18 protein-coding genes are annotated in these 16,317 nt (G+C 70.2%); 11 read left to right on the top strand and 7 right to left on the bottom strand.

Annotated elements, in window-relative coordinates; translation table 11 throughout:
- A partial coding sequence (locus M4J07_RS30140) for a DHA2 family efflux MFS transporter permease subunit (RefSeq protein WP_255976814.1) occupies positions 1–1,388 on the bottom strand: 1,388 nt, incomplete at its 3' end.
- Positions 1,389–1,455: 67 nt separating this feature from the next.
- On the opposite strand from M4J07_RS30140, the gene M4J07_RS30135 reads away from it, so the two are divergent.
- The 3 genes from M4J07_RS30135 (at position 1,456) to M4J07_RS30125 (ending at position 4,205) form a co-directional block, all read left to right on the top strand.
- Positions 1,456–2,067: a TetR/AcrR family transcriptional regulator gene (locus M4J07_RS30135; protein WP_255976812.1), complete on the top strand. Its 612-nt coding sequence runs from the start codon at positions 1,456–1,458 to the stop codon at positions 2,065–2,067.
- Positions 2,068–2,286: 219 nt separating this feature from the next.
- Positions 2,287–2,652 (top strand): PhzF family phenazine biosynthesis protein, encoded by a 366-nt coding sequence (locus tag M4J07_RS48300; RefSeq protein ID WP_255976810.1) that lies wholly within the window; start codon positions 2,287–2,289, stop codon positions 2,650–2,652.
- 398 nt (positions 2,653–3,050) lie between these two features.
- Complete coding sequence (locus M4J07_RS30125) at positions 3,051–4,205, top strand: hypothetical protein (protein ID WP_255976808.1); 1,155 nt, start codon at positions 3,051–3,053, stop codon at positions 4,203–4,205.
- A gap of 148 nt (positions 4,206–4,353) precedes the next feature.
- Here the strand turns inward: M4J07_RS30125 and M4J07_RS30120 are convergent, their stop codons facing one another.
- Positions 4,354–5,871, bottom strand: a complete 1,518-nt coding sequence (locus tag M4J07_RS30120) for a sensor histidine kinase (RefSeq protein WP_255976805.1) — start codon at positions 5,869–5,871, stop codon at positions 4,354–4,356.
- Positions 5,868–6,566, bottom strand: coding sequence for a response regulator transcription factor (locus tag M4J07_RS30115; protein WP_255976803.1), 699 nt, complete (start codon positions 6,564–6,566; stop codon positions 5,868–5,870). The genes M4J07_RS30120 and M4J07_RS30115 overlap by 4 nt, the downstream gene beginning before the upstream one ends.
- A 210-nt stretch (positions 6,567–6,776) precedes the next feature.
- Here M4J07_RS30115 and M4J07_RS30110 point away from each other — a divergent pair, with 210 nt between their 5' ends.
- The 4 genes from M4J07_RS30110 to M4J07_RS30095 all read left to right on the top strand — a co-directional run bounded on the left by M4J07_RS30110 (position 6,777) and on the right by M4J07_RS30095 (position 9,890).
- Positions 6,777–8,114 (top strand): ferredoxin reductase family protein, encoded by a 1,338-nt coding sequence (locus M4J07_RS30110; protein WP_255976801.1) that lies wholly within the window; start codon positions 6,777–6,779, stop codon positions 8,112–8,114.
- A gap of 19 nt (positions 8,115–8,133) precedes the next feature.
- Complete coding sequence (locus M4J07_RS30105) at positions 8,134–8,538, top strand: FMN-binding protein (protein WP_255976798.1); 405 nt, start codon at positions 8,134–8,136, stop codon at positions 8,536–8,538.
- A gap of 1 nt (position 8,539) precedes the next feature.
- Complete coding sequence (locus M4J07_RS30100) at positions 8,540–9,292, top strand: FAD:protein FMN transferase (RefSeq protein ID WP_255976796.1); 753 nt, start codon at positions 8,540–8,542, stop codon at positions 9,290–9,292.
- Between the two features lie 184 nt (positions 9,293–9,476).
- Complete coding sequence (locus tag M4J07_RS30095; RefSeq protein ID WP_255976794.1) at positions 9,477–9,890, top strand: VOC family protein; 414 nt, start codon at positions 9,477–9,479, stop codon at positions 9,888–9,890.
- Between the two features lie 176 nt (positions 9,891–10,066).
- On the opposite strand, the gene M4J07_RS30090 is transcribed toward M4J07_RS30095, so the two are convergent.
- On the bottom strand, positions 10,067–10,663 hold the full coding sequence (locus tag M4J07_RS30090; protein ID WP_255976792.1) for a TetR/AcrR family transcriptional regulator: 597 nt from the start codon (positions 10,661–10,663) through the stop codon (positions 10,067–10,069).
- A gap of 72 nt (positions 10,664–10,735) precedes the next feature.
- Here M4J07_RS30090 and M4J07_RS30085 point away from each other — a divergent pair, with 72 nt between their 5' ends.
- Positions 10,736–11,260, top strand: a complete 525-nt coding sequence (locus M4J07_RS30085; RefSeq protein WP_255976790.1) for a GNAT family N-acetyltransferase — start codon at positions 10,736–10,738, stop codon at positions 11,258–11,260.
- A gap of 81 nt (positions 11,261–11,341) precedes the next feature.
- Here M4J07_RS30085 and M4J07_RS30080 read toward each other — a convergent pair whose 3' ends face one another.
- Positions 11,342–11,683 (bottom strand): DUF5713 family protein, encoded by a 342-nt coding sequence (locus M4J07_RS30080; protein ID WP_255976788.1) that lies wholly within the window; start codon positions 11,681–11,683, stop codon positions 11,342–11,344.
- A gap of 314 nt (positions 11,684–11,997) precedes the next feature.
- Between M4J07_RS30080 and M4J07_RS30075 the strand changes: the two genes are divergently transcribed.
- The 3 genes from M4J07_RS30075 to M4J07_RS30065 all read left to right on the top strand — a co-directional run bounded on the left by M4J07_RS30075 (position 11,998) and on the right by M4J07_RS30065 (position 14,105).
- Complete coding sequence (locus M4J07_RS30075; protein ID WP_255976786.1) at positions 11,998–12,648, top strand: hypothetical protein; 651 nt, start codon at positions 11,998–12,000, stop codon at positions 12,646–12,648.
- 155 nt (positions 12,649–12,803) lie between these two features.
- A complete protein-coding gene (locus M4J07_RS30070; protein ID WP_255976784.1) occupies positions 12,804–13,178 on the top strand; it encodes a hypothetical protein in 375 nt (124 codons plus the stop codon).
- Between the two features lie 255 nt (positions 13,179–13,433).
- On the top strand, positions 13,434–14,105 hold the full coding sequence (locus tag M4J07_RS30065; RefSeq protein ID WP_255976817.1) for a DUF2238 domain-containing protein: 672 nt from the start codon (positions 13,434–13,436) through the stop codon (positions 14,103–14,105).
- A gap of 130 nt (positions 14,106–14,235) precedes the next feature.
- Here M4J07_RS30065 and M4J07_RS30060 read toward each other — a convergent pair whose 3' ends face one another.
- Together M4J07_RS30060 and M4J07_RS30055 are read right to left on the bottom strand one after the other, a co-directional pair.
- Positions 14,236–15,528 (bottom strand): glycoside hydrolase family 27 protein, encoded by a 1,293-nt coding sequence (locus tag M4J07_RS30060; RefSeq protein ID WP_255976781.1) that lies wholly within the window; start codon positions 15,526–15,528, stop codon positions 14,236–14,238.
- A gap of 433 nt (positions 15,529–15,961) precedes the next feature.
- Positions 15,962–16,258 (bottom strand): hypothetical protein, encoded by a 297-nt coding sequence (locus M4J07_RS30055; protein ID WP_255976779.1) that lies wholly within the window; start codon positions 16,256–16,258, stop codon positions 15,962–15,964.
- Positions 16,259–16,317 lie beyond the last annotated feature (59 nt).

Below are 16,317 nucleotides of genomic sequence, written 5' to 3'. Positions count from 1 at the left end.
GTGGCGGCCGAGGGCTTCGGCCGGGGCGGGGCCGTGCTGCGCAGGGCGAGGCCACCGATCGCCGCGGCAAGGTTGATCGCGGCGGCGAACCAGTACACGGCGGCGTACGGTTCCGCGCCCGGGCCGGCGGCCTCCGCGATGATCACGGCGGTGGCGGCGATGCCGAGGCCCCCGCCGACCTGACGGGCCGCCATGACCATGCCCGTCGCGGCGGCGAAGTGCTGGGGTGCGGCGGAGGAGGCCGCGGCGCTGGAGATGCCGACGGTGGCCATGCCGACCCCGATCCCCATCACCGTTCCGGCCGGGAGCCAGAGCGTCCAGAAACCCGGTGCTGTGTCGATCAGCAGGGCCAGGAACGCCGTTGAGGAGGCGATGAGGGCCGAGCCCGCCGCCACCATGGTGCGTGGGGTGAGGGCGACGGGAAGCCGTCCGATGCCGACGCCGACCACCGCGGTGACCAGCGCGGCCGGACTCATGGCGAGGCCGGCCTTCAGCGCGGAGTAGTTCCAGGCGCCCGTCAGGAAGAGCACGCCGAGCAGCATGGTGGTGAACAGTGCGGCGCCGTACGCGAAGGAGACACCGCTGGTGACGGCGAAGGACCGGCTGCGGAAGAGGTCGAGGCGCAGCGCCGGGCTCGGGTGCCGGAGTGCCCGCAGCGCGGTCGCCAGGCCCGCGACAAGGGTGACGACGAAGGCGACCAGGACGTACGGCGAGGTCCAGCCGTGGTCGGGGGCCTGCGTCAGGCCGTACACCGCCGAGCCGACGCAGAGGGCGAGCAGCAGGCCGCCCGTGATGTCAGGTACCCGGCCCGTGCGGAGTTCCCCGGCCATCAGCCTCCTTCCGGCGATCAGGACCCAGGCGCCCACCGGCAGGTTGAGGCAGAACAGGGCCCGCCAGTCGATCACCTCGACCATGACGCCGCCGAGGCCGGGCCCTGCGGCGGCGGCCAGCGCGCCTGCCGCGCTCCAGGTACCGATCGCGGCGCGCCTGCGTTCAGCGGGGATCTCCGCGAGGACCAGCGCAAGCGAGGCGGGCACCATCAGGGCCGCCGCCAGGCCCTGGACGGCGCGGGCACCGAGCAGCACGGGCAGGTTCGGGGCCGCGGCGATCAGCAGCGATGACACCGTGAAGGCGGCGACACCGACCAGGAACAGACGGGCGCGGCCGATCGCGTCGGCCAGCGGACCGGCCGGGGCGAGCAGCGCGGCGAAGGGGATCACGTAGGCGGTGGCGACCCACGAGATGGTGGTCAGTGAGACGTCGAAGTCGGCGGCGATCGGCGGGACGGCGAGGTTGGTCACGGTGGCGTCGAGAAAGCTCAGGAAGGTGCCCGCGCAGGCCAGTGCCAGGGCGAGGGAGGCCCGGCGGGTGGGAGTTAAAGATGCCATGGCGAGGATTTAAGAAGACGAACGTTCGTAAGTCAATGCCGTACGGTCGTTTGCTAAACTCTCGGGCATGGCAGGACGTGCATCGGCTCAGGCAGCCCTCGAAACCCGGCGGTCGGTTCTGCGTGCCGCCGCCGAACTCGCTTCCGTGGAAGGGCTGGACAGCGTGACCATCGGTCGGCTCGCGGACCGGCTGGGAATGAGCAAGGCGGGTGTCATCGGCCAGTTCCGCAGCAAGGAGAAGCTCCAACTGGAAACGGTGAACCTGGTCGTGGAGGACTTCCGCGCAAAGGTCTGGGAGCCGGTGCGGCACCTCGACGCGGGGCTGCCTCGACTGCTGGGCGCCTGTGCGTCGTGGGTGCGCTACGCCGCCGATCCCGGCTACCCAGGCGGCTGCCTGCTGACACAGGTCACCTATGACTACGACGCTCGCACCGGCGTGGTGCACGACCGGATCGCCGAGAGCCGCGCCGACTGGCGGACCGCGCTGCGCCACGACATCGCCGCCGCCGTCGCCGCCGGTGACCTCCCGCCCGGCACGGACGCGCCCCAGATCGTCTACGGACTGGAGTCCCTGGCGGGCGGCATCACCCCGGCCCGTCTCCTGCACGGCGACGACGAGACGGAGAAGTGGGCACTGCGCGGCATGTACGCCGTCCTGGGTGTGACCCCGACGAACTGACCGCGCACGGATCGGGTGGAGGCGGAGAGGGCGGAGGGGCGGCACCAAGGGCAACCGCCTCTTCATGTGTGCCGGCGACGCCCGTGCGACACCGATGACGGAGCGCAGGTGTGTCCGCGGAGGCGGTGCCTGGCGCTCCGATTCAGTTCTGAGCAGTCGTCAACAGGGCGGCGTGGGCGTCGTTGAGCCGGTCGACAGCGGCGCTGTCTCATCGTGCCGGTGCTCGCGGGGCTGGGCGCCGCGCGCATCGTCCGCGACGACTTCGCGGAGCTGGTCGGCCGCTACGGCGCGCAGTTCGCTGACGTGCTCGACGTCGAGACGGTGGAAGGGCGCCACTGGAACAACGACGGCGTCCTGGAGGACGTCGCGACCGGCAGCGCGGCCGGCTGCGTGGGCGCGTACCTGGCCCGGTACGACGTCGTGCCCGTGGAGGAGGAGTTCGTCCTGCGGCAGGGGCGCTTCACCGGCCGTCCCAGCCGGTTCACCGTACTGCCGCAAGGGCGCCCCGAGGCGCCGCACAACATCCGGGTCGGTGGCGACGTGAGCATGGTGGCTCGCGGAACACTCGACACCCTGCCCGAGTGAGGACCGCCCTCGCCGACCGCCTGACCCGCGACCTGCCCCATCCGGAACTCCGCTTGGGGGCAGTCCCGTTCCGGGTTCGTCGGCGAGCTCGGGGGGACGGCCTCGTACGGACGGGATGGCAAGGACAGGGAACTGGTGCGGCCAGTGCGCGGTGCGTACACTCTCGTGACTTTCCCTGAACATGGAGGACCTCCGTGGTGTTCGGCGGCCTGTTCCGGCCCACGGTGCGAGCCGTCGGCGCCGCTCTGTGCCTGGTGCTGCTGGCCGGGTGCGGCAGCACGGCGACGGACAGTGCGGCCTCGCCCTCTCCTTCGTCTCCTTCCGTCTCATTCCCGGCCTCACCCTCCGCACCGGCCTCATCGACGCCGGCGACACCCCCGGCGACCCCCGATGCGGCGGTGGGTGCTTGGCGCATCGAGTACGTCAGCCGGCCGGACAACGTCGAGTTGCGGACGCTGAGCGTGAACTCCGCGCAGGATGCATGGGCGTTCGGCCTGGCGGGCGAGGACTGGGACTCCCGCCTCCTCGTCCATTACGACGGCCGACGGTGGACGGAGTACGACTTCGCGGCGGACCTGCCGGAGATCCGCGGGGTGACCCTGGCCGAACTGGCTTCGTCAGGTCCTGACAACACCTGGTTCTTCGGCACCGACGACCCGGTGGGGTCCCGTGGCACGACCCCGGTCATCGCCCGTTGGGACGGAAGCCGTTGGCGGAAGATGCCGCTGCCGCGGCGGATGCCCGAGCGGGTGAAGGACGCGGCGGTCTTCGCGCCCGACGACGTGTGGCTCCTGGCGGGCAGCAACTCGATGGCGCTGCCCGGCGAATGGCCTGCCCTGGAGCGGACCGGCTGGCACTGGGACGGCAGGCGCTGGACCGAGAGGCGGCTGCCCGCCGAGGCGGTGGCGCTCGCCGGCCGCGCGGCCGACGACATCTGGGCGGTGGGCCGGGCCCCTGACCCGCGAGGGGAGGACACCCCCGCCGCGGCCCGCCGCACCAAGCCTGCGGCGATGCACTACGACGGGCACACCTGGCGACTCGTCCCCACCCCGGCGTTCCAGCCCCCGGTCGACGCCCCGCCCGGCGAGGGAAGCGCGGAGTTCGAGGACGTGGTGGTGTCCCCACAGGGCGGCGTCGTCTGGGCGGTGGGTGACCAGACCTACCCGAACGACGACGTCGACGCGAACACCGCACAGTCGCCCGTCGTCGCCCGCTGGAACGGCGGCCGCTGGGAGAAGCGGTCGACGCCCGACGAACTCGAAGCCCTCGCCGTCCTCCCGGTCGCCTCGGACGGAGCGCAGGGACTGGTTTTCTCCGGCGGGCGGCTACGGGCCGACGGCCGTTTCACCTCCGTCGGCCGGCCGCCGCTGCTGCCCGACAAGACGGGTGAGGTGACCCGGGTCGCCCGGCAGCAACAGCTGTCCCTGCGCGACCTCGTCCAGGTACCGGGCACCCGCCAGGCGTGGGGTGCCGGGTCCATCGCGGTCGGTAGCGGCGGAGAGGGGCCCAACTTCTCGTACGGGGTGGTGGTCCGGGCTCCTGCCGCAGAGTGAACCGTCCGGTGCGCGGGGCGTTCGAGCGCCGCGCGGGCCAGCGCGGGGCCTTGTGCTGCGATGAGGATCGGCTGCCCGGGCCGGAGGGCGTCATGCAGGCCCGTCGCACGGGCCGCACCCGGGTTCGGCCCGGAACGGGCCAGGGTGCTCAGTGATCAGTTGCGGCGTCAACTCCCGGGCCAGTCTGCTCGGTACGGCTCTCTCGTGGCTCTCCGCGCCGAGGTGTGGCCGGCAGTGTCACCGTGAAGACGGTCGCGCCCGGGCCGTGGCCGAGGGTGAGCGTGCCACCGTGGGCGCGGACCAGGGAGCGGGCGACCGACAGGCCGAGGCCACTGCCGCCGCTGTCGCGTGTCCGGGCCTTGTCGACGCGGTAGAAGCGGTCGAAGACCTTCGCACGGTCGGCGGGCGGGACACCCGGACCGGCATCCTCGATCCGCACCACCGCAGCGTCCGACCCCGGTTGGACCTCGACCGTCACCGGCGTCCCGGCGGGAGTGTGCACGGCCGCGTTGGTGAGCAGGTTGTCCAGGACCTGCCGGACACGGTGCGGGTCCAGGCGCAGGACGAGCGGGGCCCGCTGTGACACGAGAGTGAGCGGGCGGTCCGGGTGGCCGGCACGGAAGGCGGCGGCCGCTTCCTCGACCAGGTCCACGAGATCCGCCTCCTGGAGTCTGATCGGCGCGTCCACCTCGGCCGCGTCCAGGCGGGCGAGCCGCAGCAGGTCGTCCAGGAGCACCCCCATCCGGGCGGCCTCGGCGCGCAGCCGCGCCAGGTGCTTCTCACGTTCTCCCGGGGCGTTGGCGGCGGCGTACTGGAAGAGGTCCGCGTAGCCCCGCACGGACATCAGCGGGGTGCGCAGCTCGTGCGAGGCGTCGGCGACGAAGCGACGCAGGCGCTGCTCGGCCTCGGCGCGGACGGCCAGGGAGTCGTCGATGTGCTCCAGCATCGTGTTGAAGGCCGTGCGCAACTCCTCGACCTCCGGTCCACCGCCCCGCTTGGCGGCGCGGATCGGCAACCGGGCCGCCGACTCGGTCAGGTCGTGCGAGGCGATGCCGTGGGCGGTGTGCGCCATGTCGCTGAGCGGGTTCAGACCCCGGCGCAGCATCCGCCGGCCGAACTCCACGAGTACCGCGAGCGCCAGGGCGAAGGCGATGACCTGGAACCCGATCAGCCGCCGCATGGTGTCGTCGATGTCGTCCGTGGGTGCGGCACTGACCAGGACCACGCCCGGCTTCACCGCGCACGCCCGCAGCCGGTACTGGCCCTTGCCCGCCAGATGCACGGTGCGCAGCACCTCGGACCCGTCGGAGACCTGCTGCTCGGCCAGGGAGGCGAAAGGAGCGATGTCCCGGGGCAGGTCGCCGGTCTCCTCGGGCGAGCGCAGCTCGGGGCTGCTGCCCGATACGTCGTAGACGGCGTAGTACCACCGGTAGTACTTCTTGCCCTGCAGCGTGCCCGTCTCGGCGATGCTCTTGGACTGGGCGACCTGGGCGAGCCCGAGCTGGTCGTCGAGCTGGTTGGTCAGATAGTCCCGCATGTACGTGGTCAGGGCCGTGCCGACGACGGCGAACACCACCAGGGACAGCGCGCCCAGGCCCAGGGCGAGACGGGTGCCGAGCCGCAGCCGCCGGAACGCCTTGCGGAGCCTGGCGATCGTCCGCTTCACTCGCCGGCCCGGCGGATGACGTAGCCGAAGCCCCGTACCGTCTGGATCAGCGGGGTGCCCGAGCCGCTCGTGTCGTCGAGCTTGCGGCGCAGGCGGCTGACGACCAGCTCCACGACGTTCGAGCGGCCCCCGAAGCCGTACTCCCACACGTGGTCGAGGATCTGCGCCTTGGTCATCACGGTCGGCGACTTGCGCATCAGGAAGCGCAGCACCTCGTACTCGGTGGGCGTGAGAGTGAGCGGCTTCTCGCCGTGCCGGACCTCATGGGTGTCCTCGTCCATCGACAGCTCGCCCACCCGCAGCACGGAGCGCTGGAAGTCCGGCCCCGCGCTGCGCCGCAGGACGGTGCGCAGGCGTGCCATCAGCTCTTCCACCGCGAACGGCTTGACCAGGTAGTCGTCGCCACCGCGGGTCAGTCCCGCCACCCGGTCGGCGACGCCGTCCCGGGCCGTGAGGAAGACCACGGGGACCATGGTGCCCGAGCGGCGCAACCGGTCCAGGACACCGAAGCCGTCCACGCCCGGCAGCATCAGGTCGAGCACCACGATGTCCGGGTGGAACTCGCCGGCCAGGCGCAGCGCCTCCTCACCCGTGTTCGCGGTGACGGCGTCCCAGCCCTCGTAACGGGCGACGGTCGCGACGAGGTCGGCTATCGGCGGGTCGTCGTCCACGACCAGGAGGCGCACTTTTTCCACCCGTTCATGGTGCGTCACGCCGAGGCCCGGACCGTATGCCCCGGGTCACACAGCAGGCGCATTGATAAGGACTTGTCAGCTGTCCGACAGGTTCCCGACAGGTTCCGCCGGTGAAGCTCGAAGTCCCACGACCGGAGCGGCCCGATCGTCGCCCACGCCCGGGTCCGCCCCCGGTCCGCCCGGACCACTCGCCCAAGGAGCTGCCGTCCCGTGACGACCGTCCAATCACCCCCTGCGCCCCCCACGGCGATACGCCCCGGGGTGGTGGCCCGCACGGGCCTTTACGCGGTGCTCGCCGCCCATGCGGCCGTGGTCGCCTTCTTCTTCGTGCAGGCGGGCTTCGCCTCGAACGCCCTGATCGTCATCGGCCGTCTCGCCGGCCTGTACGGCGCGCTGGTGATGGCCTTCCAACTGGTTCTCGTGGCCCGTCTGCCCTGGCTCGACCGTCGCATCGGCATGGACCGGCTGACCAGCTGGCACCGGTGGACCGGCTTCTCCCTGCTGTGGACGCTGCTCGCCCACGTCGTCTTCATCGGATTCGGTTACGCCGACGGAGCCGGGGTCGGCCCGGTCACCGAGATCATCGACCTCGCCGAGACCACCGAGGGCGTGCTGCGTGCGATCGTCGCGCTGGGCCTGATGCTCGTCATCGGCGCGGTCTCCGCCCGCTCCGCCCGCCGCCGGCTCGCCTACGAGACCTGGCACTTCATCCACCTGTACGCCTATGTGGCCGTGGTGCTCGCCTTCACCCACCAGGTCGCGGTCGGTACGACCTTCACCTCGTCGTCCGCCGCGACCGCGTACTGGTACGGAGTGTGGGCCGTGGCCCTCGGCTCGGTGTTCCTGGGCCGGGTCGCCCTGCCGTTGTGGCGCAACCGACGCCACCGGTTCCGGGTCGCCGCGGTCGTCCCCGAGTCCGACAGCGTCGTCTCGATCCACATCACCGGCCGCGATCTCGACAGGCTGCCCGCGCAAGCCGGCCAGTTCTTCCTGTGGCGGTTCCTGACCAAGGACCGGTGGTGGCAGGCGAACCCCTTCTCCTTGTCGGCCGCCCCCGACGGCCGCAGCCTGCGCCTGACCGCGAAGGCGGCCGGCGAGGGCAGCGCGGCCCTGCGCCACCTCAAGGTCGGCACGCGCGTGTTCGCCGAGGGCCCCTACGGCGCCTTCACCACCCTGCACCGCACCCGCAGCGAGTCCCTCCTCATCGCGGGCGGTGTCGGCGTCACCCCGATCCGTGCCCTCCTGGAGGAGCTGGACGGTCACACGGTCGTCATCTACCGGGTCGCCTCCGAGCGCGACGCCGTCCTCCACGACGAGCTGCGCGACCTCGCGTTCGCCAAGGGAGCCGAGCTGCACCTGGTCACGGGCAAGCCCACTCCCGACAAGTTGGCACCGCGCAAGCTGAAGCGGATGGTGCCGGACATCGCCGACCGGGACGTCTTCCTGTGCGGGCCGCCGCCGATGATGAACGCCGTGCTCGGCACGCTCGACGAACTTCATGTGCCCAAACAGCAGATCCACTTCGAGCGCTTCAGCCTGGCCGGCTGAGACAGACGAGGACACCATCGTGAAGCGAGCCATCCCCGTCGTCGCGTTCAGCATCGTGGGCCTGATCTCCGTCTGGCGCTACGAGCCGTCCCTCGGCCCCGCGGAATCCACCGTGACCACGGCCCCGACACCCTCCGCATCGTCCTCCGCGGGTTCCGCCTCCGCCAAGGTCGTCAAGGGCGCGACCATCACGACGGAGAAGGGCCCGGTCCAGGTCCAGGTCACTTTCGACGGCGACGAGATCACCGCGGTGAAGCTGCTGCAGCAGCCGAATCATCCGCAGACGAAGGCGGCGGTGCCGAAGCTGGTCGCGGCGACGCTGCAGGCGCAGAGTGCCGATGTCGACACGGTCACCGGCGCCACCATCACCAGCGAGGCCTACAAGGAATCCCTCCAGGCCGCCCTCGACGCGAAGGGAGCCTGACATGCGGCGCGTCGAACACGTCATGGGTTTTCCCGTTTCGCTGCGGCTCGACGACCAGGACGTGCCGACGGCGGCTGTCGACGTGGTCTTCGACTGGCTTCACGAAGTCGACGAGCGCTTCAGCCCCTTCAAGCCCGGCAGCGAGGTCTCGCGTCACGGACGCGGTGAGCTGGCGCGGCACGAGCTGAGCGCGGAACTCGTGGAGGTGCTCGACCTGTGCGAGCACTACCGAGAGGCGACGGGCGGCGCGTTCGACGTACGGCTGCCGGGGCGTGGGTTCGACCCCTGTGCGGTGGTCAAGGGCTGGTCGGTGCAGCGGGGCGCCCAACTGCTGCGGGCCTCCGGTGCCCGGCGCTTCTGCCTCAACGCCGGAGGTGACGTGGTCGTCAGCGGCGGGCCGTGGCGGGCCGGGGTGCGGCATCCCGAACACGCCGACCAGCTGTGCACCGTCCTGGAGTTGACCGACGCCGCGGTCGCCACCTCCGCCCGCTACGAGCGCGGCGACCACATCATCGACGGCCGCACCGGCCGCCCGGCCACGGCACTGCTCAGTGTCACCGTCGTGGCCGCCACTCTGACCGAGGCGGACTCGGTCGCCACCGCGGCCTTCGCGATGGGCGCCGCGGGAATCGAATGGGCCGCGTCCCAGGCAGGCTGCGAGGTGTTCGCGGTGGACGCCGGGGGACAGGTGCTGCGAACAGCCGGGTTCCCGGTCGCCGGGGAGGAACCGGAGCAGTCCGCAGCGGTCGCGTGAGCGGCGGCGGGTGCACGCGCGCTGCCTCAGACGGAGGCGTGGTGCCGGGCCTTCACCGTGCGGCCGCGCCGCAGGCGCCGAATAATCCGGAAGGAGCGGCGCACAACGGCGGGAGGGTGTGCGCCGGCGCCGGATCCGGTCCACGCGTGACCGGAACGGCCGCTCACGAAGAAGGGAGCGCACTGTGGCTTCTCGCCTCAATCCGTACATCGCCTTCAACGGCGACGCCCGTCAGGCCATGGAGTTCTACCAGGAGGTCTTCGGCGGCGAGCTCGCCGCGATGACCTTCGGTTCCGCGGGCGGTGGAGGGGCGCCGGCCGACTTCGCCGACAAGATCATGCACGCTGTGCTGGAGACGCCCGACGGTTTCACCATCATGGCGTCGGACACTCCGCCCGGCATGAACCACACTCCGGGAACGAACATCTCGGTGAGCCTCAGCGGCGACGACACCGAGGCGCTGCGCCGGTACTGGGACAAGCTCTCCAGCGGTGGAACGGTCGCCGTGCCGCTGGAGAAGCAGATGTGGGGCGACGTGTTCGGCATGTGTTCGGACAGGTTCGGCATCCAGTGGATGGTCAACATCAGCGATCAGTAATCCCGAGGCCGCTGCCCCGCACCAACCGCCGTGACCGTCCAGGGCCGGCTGCGAGCCCCGGCCAGGGTGCACCGGCGATGCCCGGCTGATCCGGGCCGGGGGTGCGCTCACCCGCGACGCGCCACACCGGGCGGCGGCGGGAAGAGCGTCTCTCAGGCTGTCCACCGGCTCGGAGGTCAGCCCTCCGAGTGGCTCACGCCGCCCAGAAGGGCCACTTGCTGGTGGACAGCGGCGGTCACTCTGCGCTCGTCGTCGGTGGCGAGCAGATCGAGCAAGGCGCCGCGCAGTACGGCCAGCGTCAGTGTGCGAAGGACGGCGCCCTTCTCGGTGTGCCGCTCAGTTCGTGGTTGGCACTCGGCGAGGACGTCGAGCCAGTCCTCCACGGTGTTCCGGGCGAATCCCGCCCAAGGACCGTCGGGATCCACGAGCGAGCGGGCATACGCCTCGGCCCACAGGCGCAGCAGCGGACGGTGCTCCTCGGCCGCGAGCCACGCCCACACCTCCCGCGCCGCGGAGCCGAGGCCGACGGGCTGCTCGGGCCGGCGGAGCTCGGCCAGGAGTGCCAGTTCATCCGTACGGGCACGCTCCAGCAACGCCCGCACGAGTCCGTCCTTGTTGCCGAAGAGGAACATCAACACGCGAGTGCTGGAACCGATCGACTCGGCAAGCGGGCGCAGCGACAGGTCGTTCAGGCCGTGGCGGAGTGAGTACGCGTAGGCGGCTTCAAGCAGCTCGGTCTGGCGGGCGGAGGGGTTTGCGGTCCTCAAGGGCATGGGCCTAGTCTACGGTTACTGACACGGTCGTGTCAGTAACCAGGTTTTATTGATCGAGTACGGAGAGTGAACATGTCGAAGGAGGTCCGCCACCGGCAGATCGCGGTGCGCCGCGCCGACCGCCCAGGTGATCTGGGGTGGATGGTGATGGCCCACGGCGAGCTGTATGACCAGCAGTTCGGCTGGAATGCGGAGTTCGAGGCCCTGGTCGCCCGGATCGTGGCGGACTACGCGGTGAAGCGAACTGCGGCAGGAGAGGCAGCGTGGATCGCAGAAGTCGACGGCGAACGGGCGGGGAGCGTCATGCTTGTCGCCGACGACCAGCAGGGAGTGGCCAAACTGCGCGTCCTGCTCGTCACTCCGGGCGCCCGCGGCCTCGGCATGGGTACGCGCCTGGTCGAAGAGGCCCTGGCCTTTGCCCGTACTGTCGGCTACCGGTGGGTGACGCTGTGGACCACCGACAACCTGGCGTCCGCGCGCAGGATCTACCAGCACTTCGGGTTCGTCCTCACCGACGAGGCGCCGCATCGAGGATTCGGGCACGACCTCGTCGGTCAGACCTGGACCCTCGACCTCCTGGACGGTTCAGCAGGATGAAGCCGGGCGGTCTTCGTCCGCGGTCGGTGCAATGCCTCCCGGTGCGCCTGCCTGGACCGGGCGCCCCTCAAGGGCGCGCGTTCACCAGTCCCGGGTGGCGATCAGTTCCTCTGCATCCGCGTCCGTGAACCCGTATGCCGACGCGACGAACCAGAACTCCTCGGCGATCACTTCGCGCGCGACCGTCTCGATCTCGCCCCCGGCTGCCTCGAACTCCGCCTCCAGAAGGTTGAATTCCTCCGTCGCGACGTGGGTGAGCGAGTACAGGGCTTTGAGATCGGCCGGCCGCTCAGCCTCGATCCGCTCGCACAGCCGCAACAGGATCGTCCTGCCCTTGTCGACGACGTGATCGGGGAAGTACGAGTCCATGTACATCTGTTGCAGAAACGCGCGCTCCGCAGCCTGCTGGTTCGTGATCGGCATGGTGCTCTCCTCTGCCCCGTGAACTGACTGTCCCGCCGATCATGCACGACACCACTGACAACGCTGATCCTCGAACGAACCCGCTCCTGACCCTCACCTCCTTCGCAGCGGGTGGTGGTCAGCGGGCGGTTCCGGGGCACCTGGATCACCAGACCTTGGGTCGCGCAAGGGCGGGCCTGCCCGGCGAGGGTCCCGTAAGGCGGAAGGGCACGCTGCGCCCGGCGCCCCCCCCGCGGCCCATACGCCACCTGTCCGTAAGGGCTGCCGGTACTTTGAACCCAGGCGCGGCAAAGAACCCGGCGACAATGGCTCTTATGGCCAACATCTCTCCCGCGTCGGGCCTGATGACCGCGGCAGCGCGGGAACGGCTGCGTCCGCTAGGTCTCGCTCAGCGAGGCAGATCCCGTATCTGGATCGACGATCACGGATGGTGGATCGGCATCGCCGAGTTTCCCTCGCCGAGGTGGAGCCAGGGCAGTGGGCTGACCGTGGGGGTCATGTGGCTGTGGCAGGACTTCGCCCACCTTGCCTTCGACTTCGCGGAGAGGGTTCGACCGACGGAGGAGTTCCGCAACCAGATCCAGTTCACCACCGTCGCGGCGGGTCTGGCCCAGGAAGCCGCGCAGCGGGTCGAGGAGTTCAGGAACCGATTCGGCGGCCTTGATGCCGTCGCCGAGTCACTGGCGGAACGACCCGGCCGGCCCGGCTACCTGTGGGGGGACTTCAACGCCGGTGTGGCAGCCGCGCTGACCGGCCGGACGGAAGTCACTCGGCAGAGGCTGGATCGGGTCAGCAAGGAGGACCCGGTCGCGGAATGGATCGAGCAGGCGCATGAAGTGGCCTGTCAGGTTGCAGACATCGCGCACGACACAGATGCGGTCCATGACTGGGCGAGGGCGCGCATCGCCTCGTGCAGCCGCAGGCTGTCGCTCGCTGAACTGCCGAATCCGCTGGACATCGCCTGAGTCGCGGCCCGTGTGAAGGGGCGCCGGTTCGTGCGGACAACCGTCCTGGCGAGGGCCGCGAATCGGCCCCCGTCCCAGATGCTCCACCGGAGTGACCTCAGCGGCGCATCCGTATCCGCATGATCGGCATGTGGGTTAGGGCCATCATGCGAACCATGATCAAGGCGGCATTGGCCGCCTCAGCTGTTGTTCTGACGGTGGTTCCGTGTGCATCGGCCGCCGTGCCCATGTCCGCGGACGAGAACGAGGGCGGTGTTTCCCTCAGCGTGAAGGGCTCGGGTCTGCACGTCGACAAGGCGGGCGGGTTCGTCGAGGGGCAGGCCAATGGGAGCAAGTTCCGCCTGTACACGGTCTACAAGGGTTCTCGGCACACTCTCACCCGGTGGAAGCTGGCGACCTTCGCGTCCGGTGGGTTGACGAAGATGTCGTACGCGAACTGGAACCTCGACCGGAACTTCAGGGCCGGTACGTGGCTGTGCGTCGAATCCAACATCAAGAGCGGCAAGCCTTGCGCGAAGATCCACAGGTAGTCCTGACCGGACAGGTGTAGTGGGTGCGGCACGTCAGGGCTCGGGGACCGGCCGTCGGTCCCGGCCCTGTCGGGCGTACGGGACAGGGACCGGGGCCGTGCGACTGATCGTCGACAGGACTGTTCCCCTGGCCGGTGTCCGTGCCGAACCAGGTTGCCGGGAAGGACAGATGAGTAGGCGTACTCATACCGAGGCGTGACCACGCGACCGAGGATGGCGACACAGCCCAGACTTGAGGAGTCAGCGATGTCAGCCATGCAGGCGCCCGCCCGCCCGTCGTCGGATGCACCGGCCGTCCCCCCACGCACGGGTCGTCGGCTGCCCGGGGCCCTCGTGTTCGTGGTCGTCGCGGCGCTCGTGTTGTCGGCGTGGGGTGCGAAGGATCCGACCACGTGGCTGCTGGAGACGGTGTGGGTGATGGTGGGCCTGCCGCTGGCGGTGGTGCTGCGCAAGCGGTTCCCGCTCAGCGGTCTCCTGTGCGGCCTGCTGGCAGCGCACGCACTGGTACTGATCGTGGGCGGGCACTACACCTACGCGGAGGTGCCGGCGGGTGACTGGGTGCGCGACTGGTTCGGTCTGGAGCGCAACCCCTACGACCGGTTCGGCCACCTCATGCAGGGCTTCGTTCCGGCGATTCTGGTCCGTGAACTCCTGGTCCGAACCTCGCCGTTGCGCGGCAGCCGCTGGCTCGCGCCGCTGACCGTCTGTGCCTGCCTCGCCTTCAGCGCTGTCTTCGAGATGCTGGAGTGGGCGGCGGCTGTGACAGGCGGACAGGCCGCCGACGCCTTCCTGGCAACCCAGGGCGACGTGTGGGACACCCAATGGGACATGTTCTGCGCGCTGATCGGGGCCGTCTGCTCGCTGCTGCTCCTCACCGCCCTGCACAACCGGAGCCTCGCCCGCCTGGAGCTCGACGCGAGGGCGTGACGACCTCCGCCTCCGCCCCGCCTCCCCGCCTCCTTCTCCTCCGCCCTGGTCCTTGTCCGCCGCTGGGTGCACGTCGTCGGATCAAATCTCGTTCTTCGTGTAACGGCGCCCGGGGGGACTGCGTACCCCGCTACTCCGCACGGGACACTCGAAGGAGTACGGCACCGTGGACGGGCAGTTCCACTTCCACGCAGCGGCCGTCGTGCGTGATGTCCCGACGTGTCCACAGCTCACGCAACCGATCGCCCGGACCGGCGCCGAAGGAGCCGAGCGGAACCCTCACCTTGACGGCCTCGGCGGCCAGCGAGAACACGGCCGCGTAGCGCAGGCTGCCGTTGGAATCCTCCGCGGTCCACAGTACGAGCCCGTCCTCGCGCAGCACTTCACGGCTGTCGGTGCTGTGCCACGACACGGACAGAGCCTCCTCGTTGCTGAGCAACGCGATGGTCTCGGGCGGGCTGCTGGGCAGATCGCCGCCCATCATCAGCGGGGAGCGCGAGATCAACCACAACGTGAGCAGGCTGACCTGCTCGGACTGCGTGAGTCTGCTCAAACGGGGTCCGCCGCGCTCGGCCCGGATCCCGATACGCCCCAGCGGCAGCATGTCCGCGTCAGCCCATCCCGCACGGCTCTGCCACGGCGCCCACCGTGCCATCCGGGCGAACTGCGCCTCCACGTCCTCCCACCGGTCCCACAGGTCGTCGCAGACCCGCCACATGGTTGCGTGCTGCCGAAGTTCGTCCAGGTGCGCCAGGGACACGTCGGTGCCCGGTGACAGACTCAGCTCGATCGACCGTCCGCTGCGCTCGATCGCCCGCGCATAGGCGGCGATCTCCCGCTCGTGGAACGGGTGGAGCATGTCGTCGGCCTTGATGAAGTCCACGCCCCACTCGGCGAACTGCGCCACCTGGGCGTCGTAGTACGCCTGAGCACCCGGATGATCATGATTCAGGCCGTAGTTGTCGGAGTTCCACGGGCACACCGACGTGGTGTCAGCGACCTGGTCCGCGGTGAACACGGTCCCCTGGACAGGGAGTTGGGCGGACACGGCGCGGCGCGGGATGCCGCGCATGACGTGCAGGCCGAACCGCAGGCCCAGTGCGTGCACCTGCTCGGCGAGCGGACGGAATCCGGCACCTCCCGCGGACGAGGGGAACCGGTTGGGTGCGGGGAGCTGACGCCCGAAGTCGTCGAGCACTACGGGGGCATCGGCGTTGTACCCGTGGGAACGGGCGGTGGGCTCGTACCACTGGATGTCCACCACGACGGTGTCCCAGCCGTAGGGCAGCAGGTGCGCGTGCAGGAACTCCGCGTTGGCGAGGACTTCGTCCTCGGTGACGGTGGTCCCGTAGCAGTCCCAGCTGTTCCACCCCATCGGCGGGCGCGCAGTTCGGTCCGGCAGGGGACGGGTGACGCGAGTCATGAGCAAGGCCTTCCGGTGACGGGCGGCATGGCGTGGGAGCTGCAGTCTGGCATCGTCGTCGAACCCCGTCGGCGGGCATTGGCCGTCCCGGGTCCAGGTGCCGTCGCCGTGGCAGCACCCTTCATGGCTGCCGCACCGCTCTGCGCGCAGGCATGGCATGCCCTTGCGCAGTGGGATCGGGCCGGGGACAGCACGGTGCGGGGCGCTCTGGCATGCAGCGGATGGCCGCGTCCGTCATCAACTGCGCGACCGTGCAACCGAGTTCGTACGAGGAGGTGCTTACTACGGATCAGGGCAGGATGCAGAGCGTGCGACCGCCGAGCCGGACCCGGCTCGGCGGTCGCACGCTCCTTGGCGAAGGGGGCCGACGAGGATGTGCCTGCCTCACCCCGGGCAGGGCGGCCCACCATGACAGAAGGTTCGGACTGCCTGGTCAGAGGATGAAGACGCTCTGCGCGGTCTCGGTGTGGTAGGTCTCGCCCGGATAGACGAGCCACTCCACGGAGCCGGAGCAGCCCGGGCCCGAGTGGACTTCTGCGATGGCGTCGGTCTGGTTGGTCACACTGGTCGGGAACCAGTCCACGCTGTAGCAGCCGCTCGGATCCGCGTACTCGGCGCCGTTGATGACGAGGACGCCCTCGGCAGCGAATGCCGAAGTGGACACCGACACGGCGACGAGGGCCGATGCCGCCAGCGTGCCGACAACAGTGGTGATGCGACGAAGGTTCATGATCTCGTAAACGCGTGCCGAGAGGCTTGGTCACGCACCCGTCAGGCTGCCCTGCCGCG

Origin of the sequence: Streptomyces longispororuber, from assembly GCF_024448165.1 — a bacterium.
Lineage (GTDB): Bacteria > Actinomycetota > Actinomycetes > Streptomycetales > Streptomycetaceae > Streptomyces > Streptomyces longispororuber_A.
The sequence above is the reverse complement of the archived record's forward strand: the minus strand, read 5'-3'. Positions and strand labels throughout refer to the sequence as shown.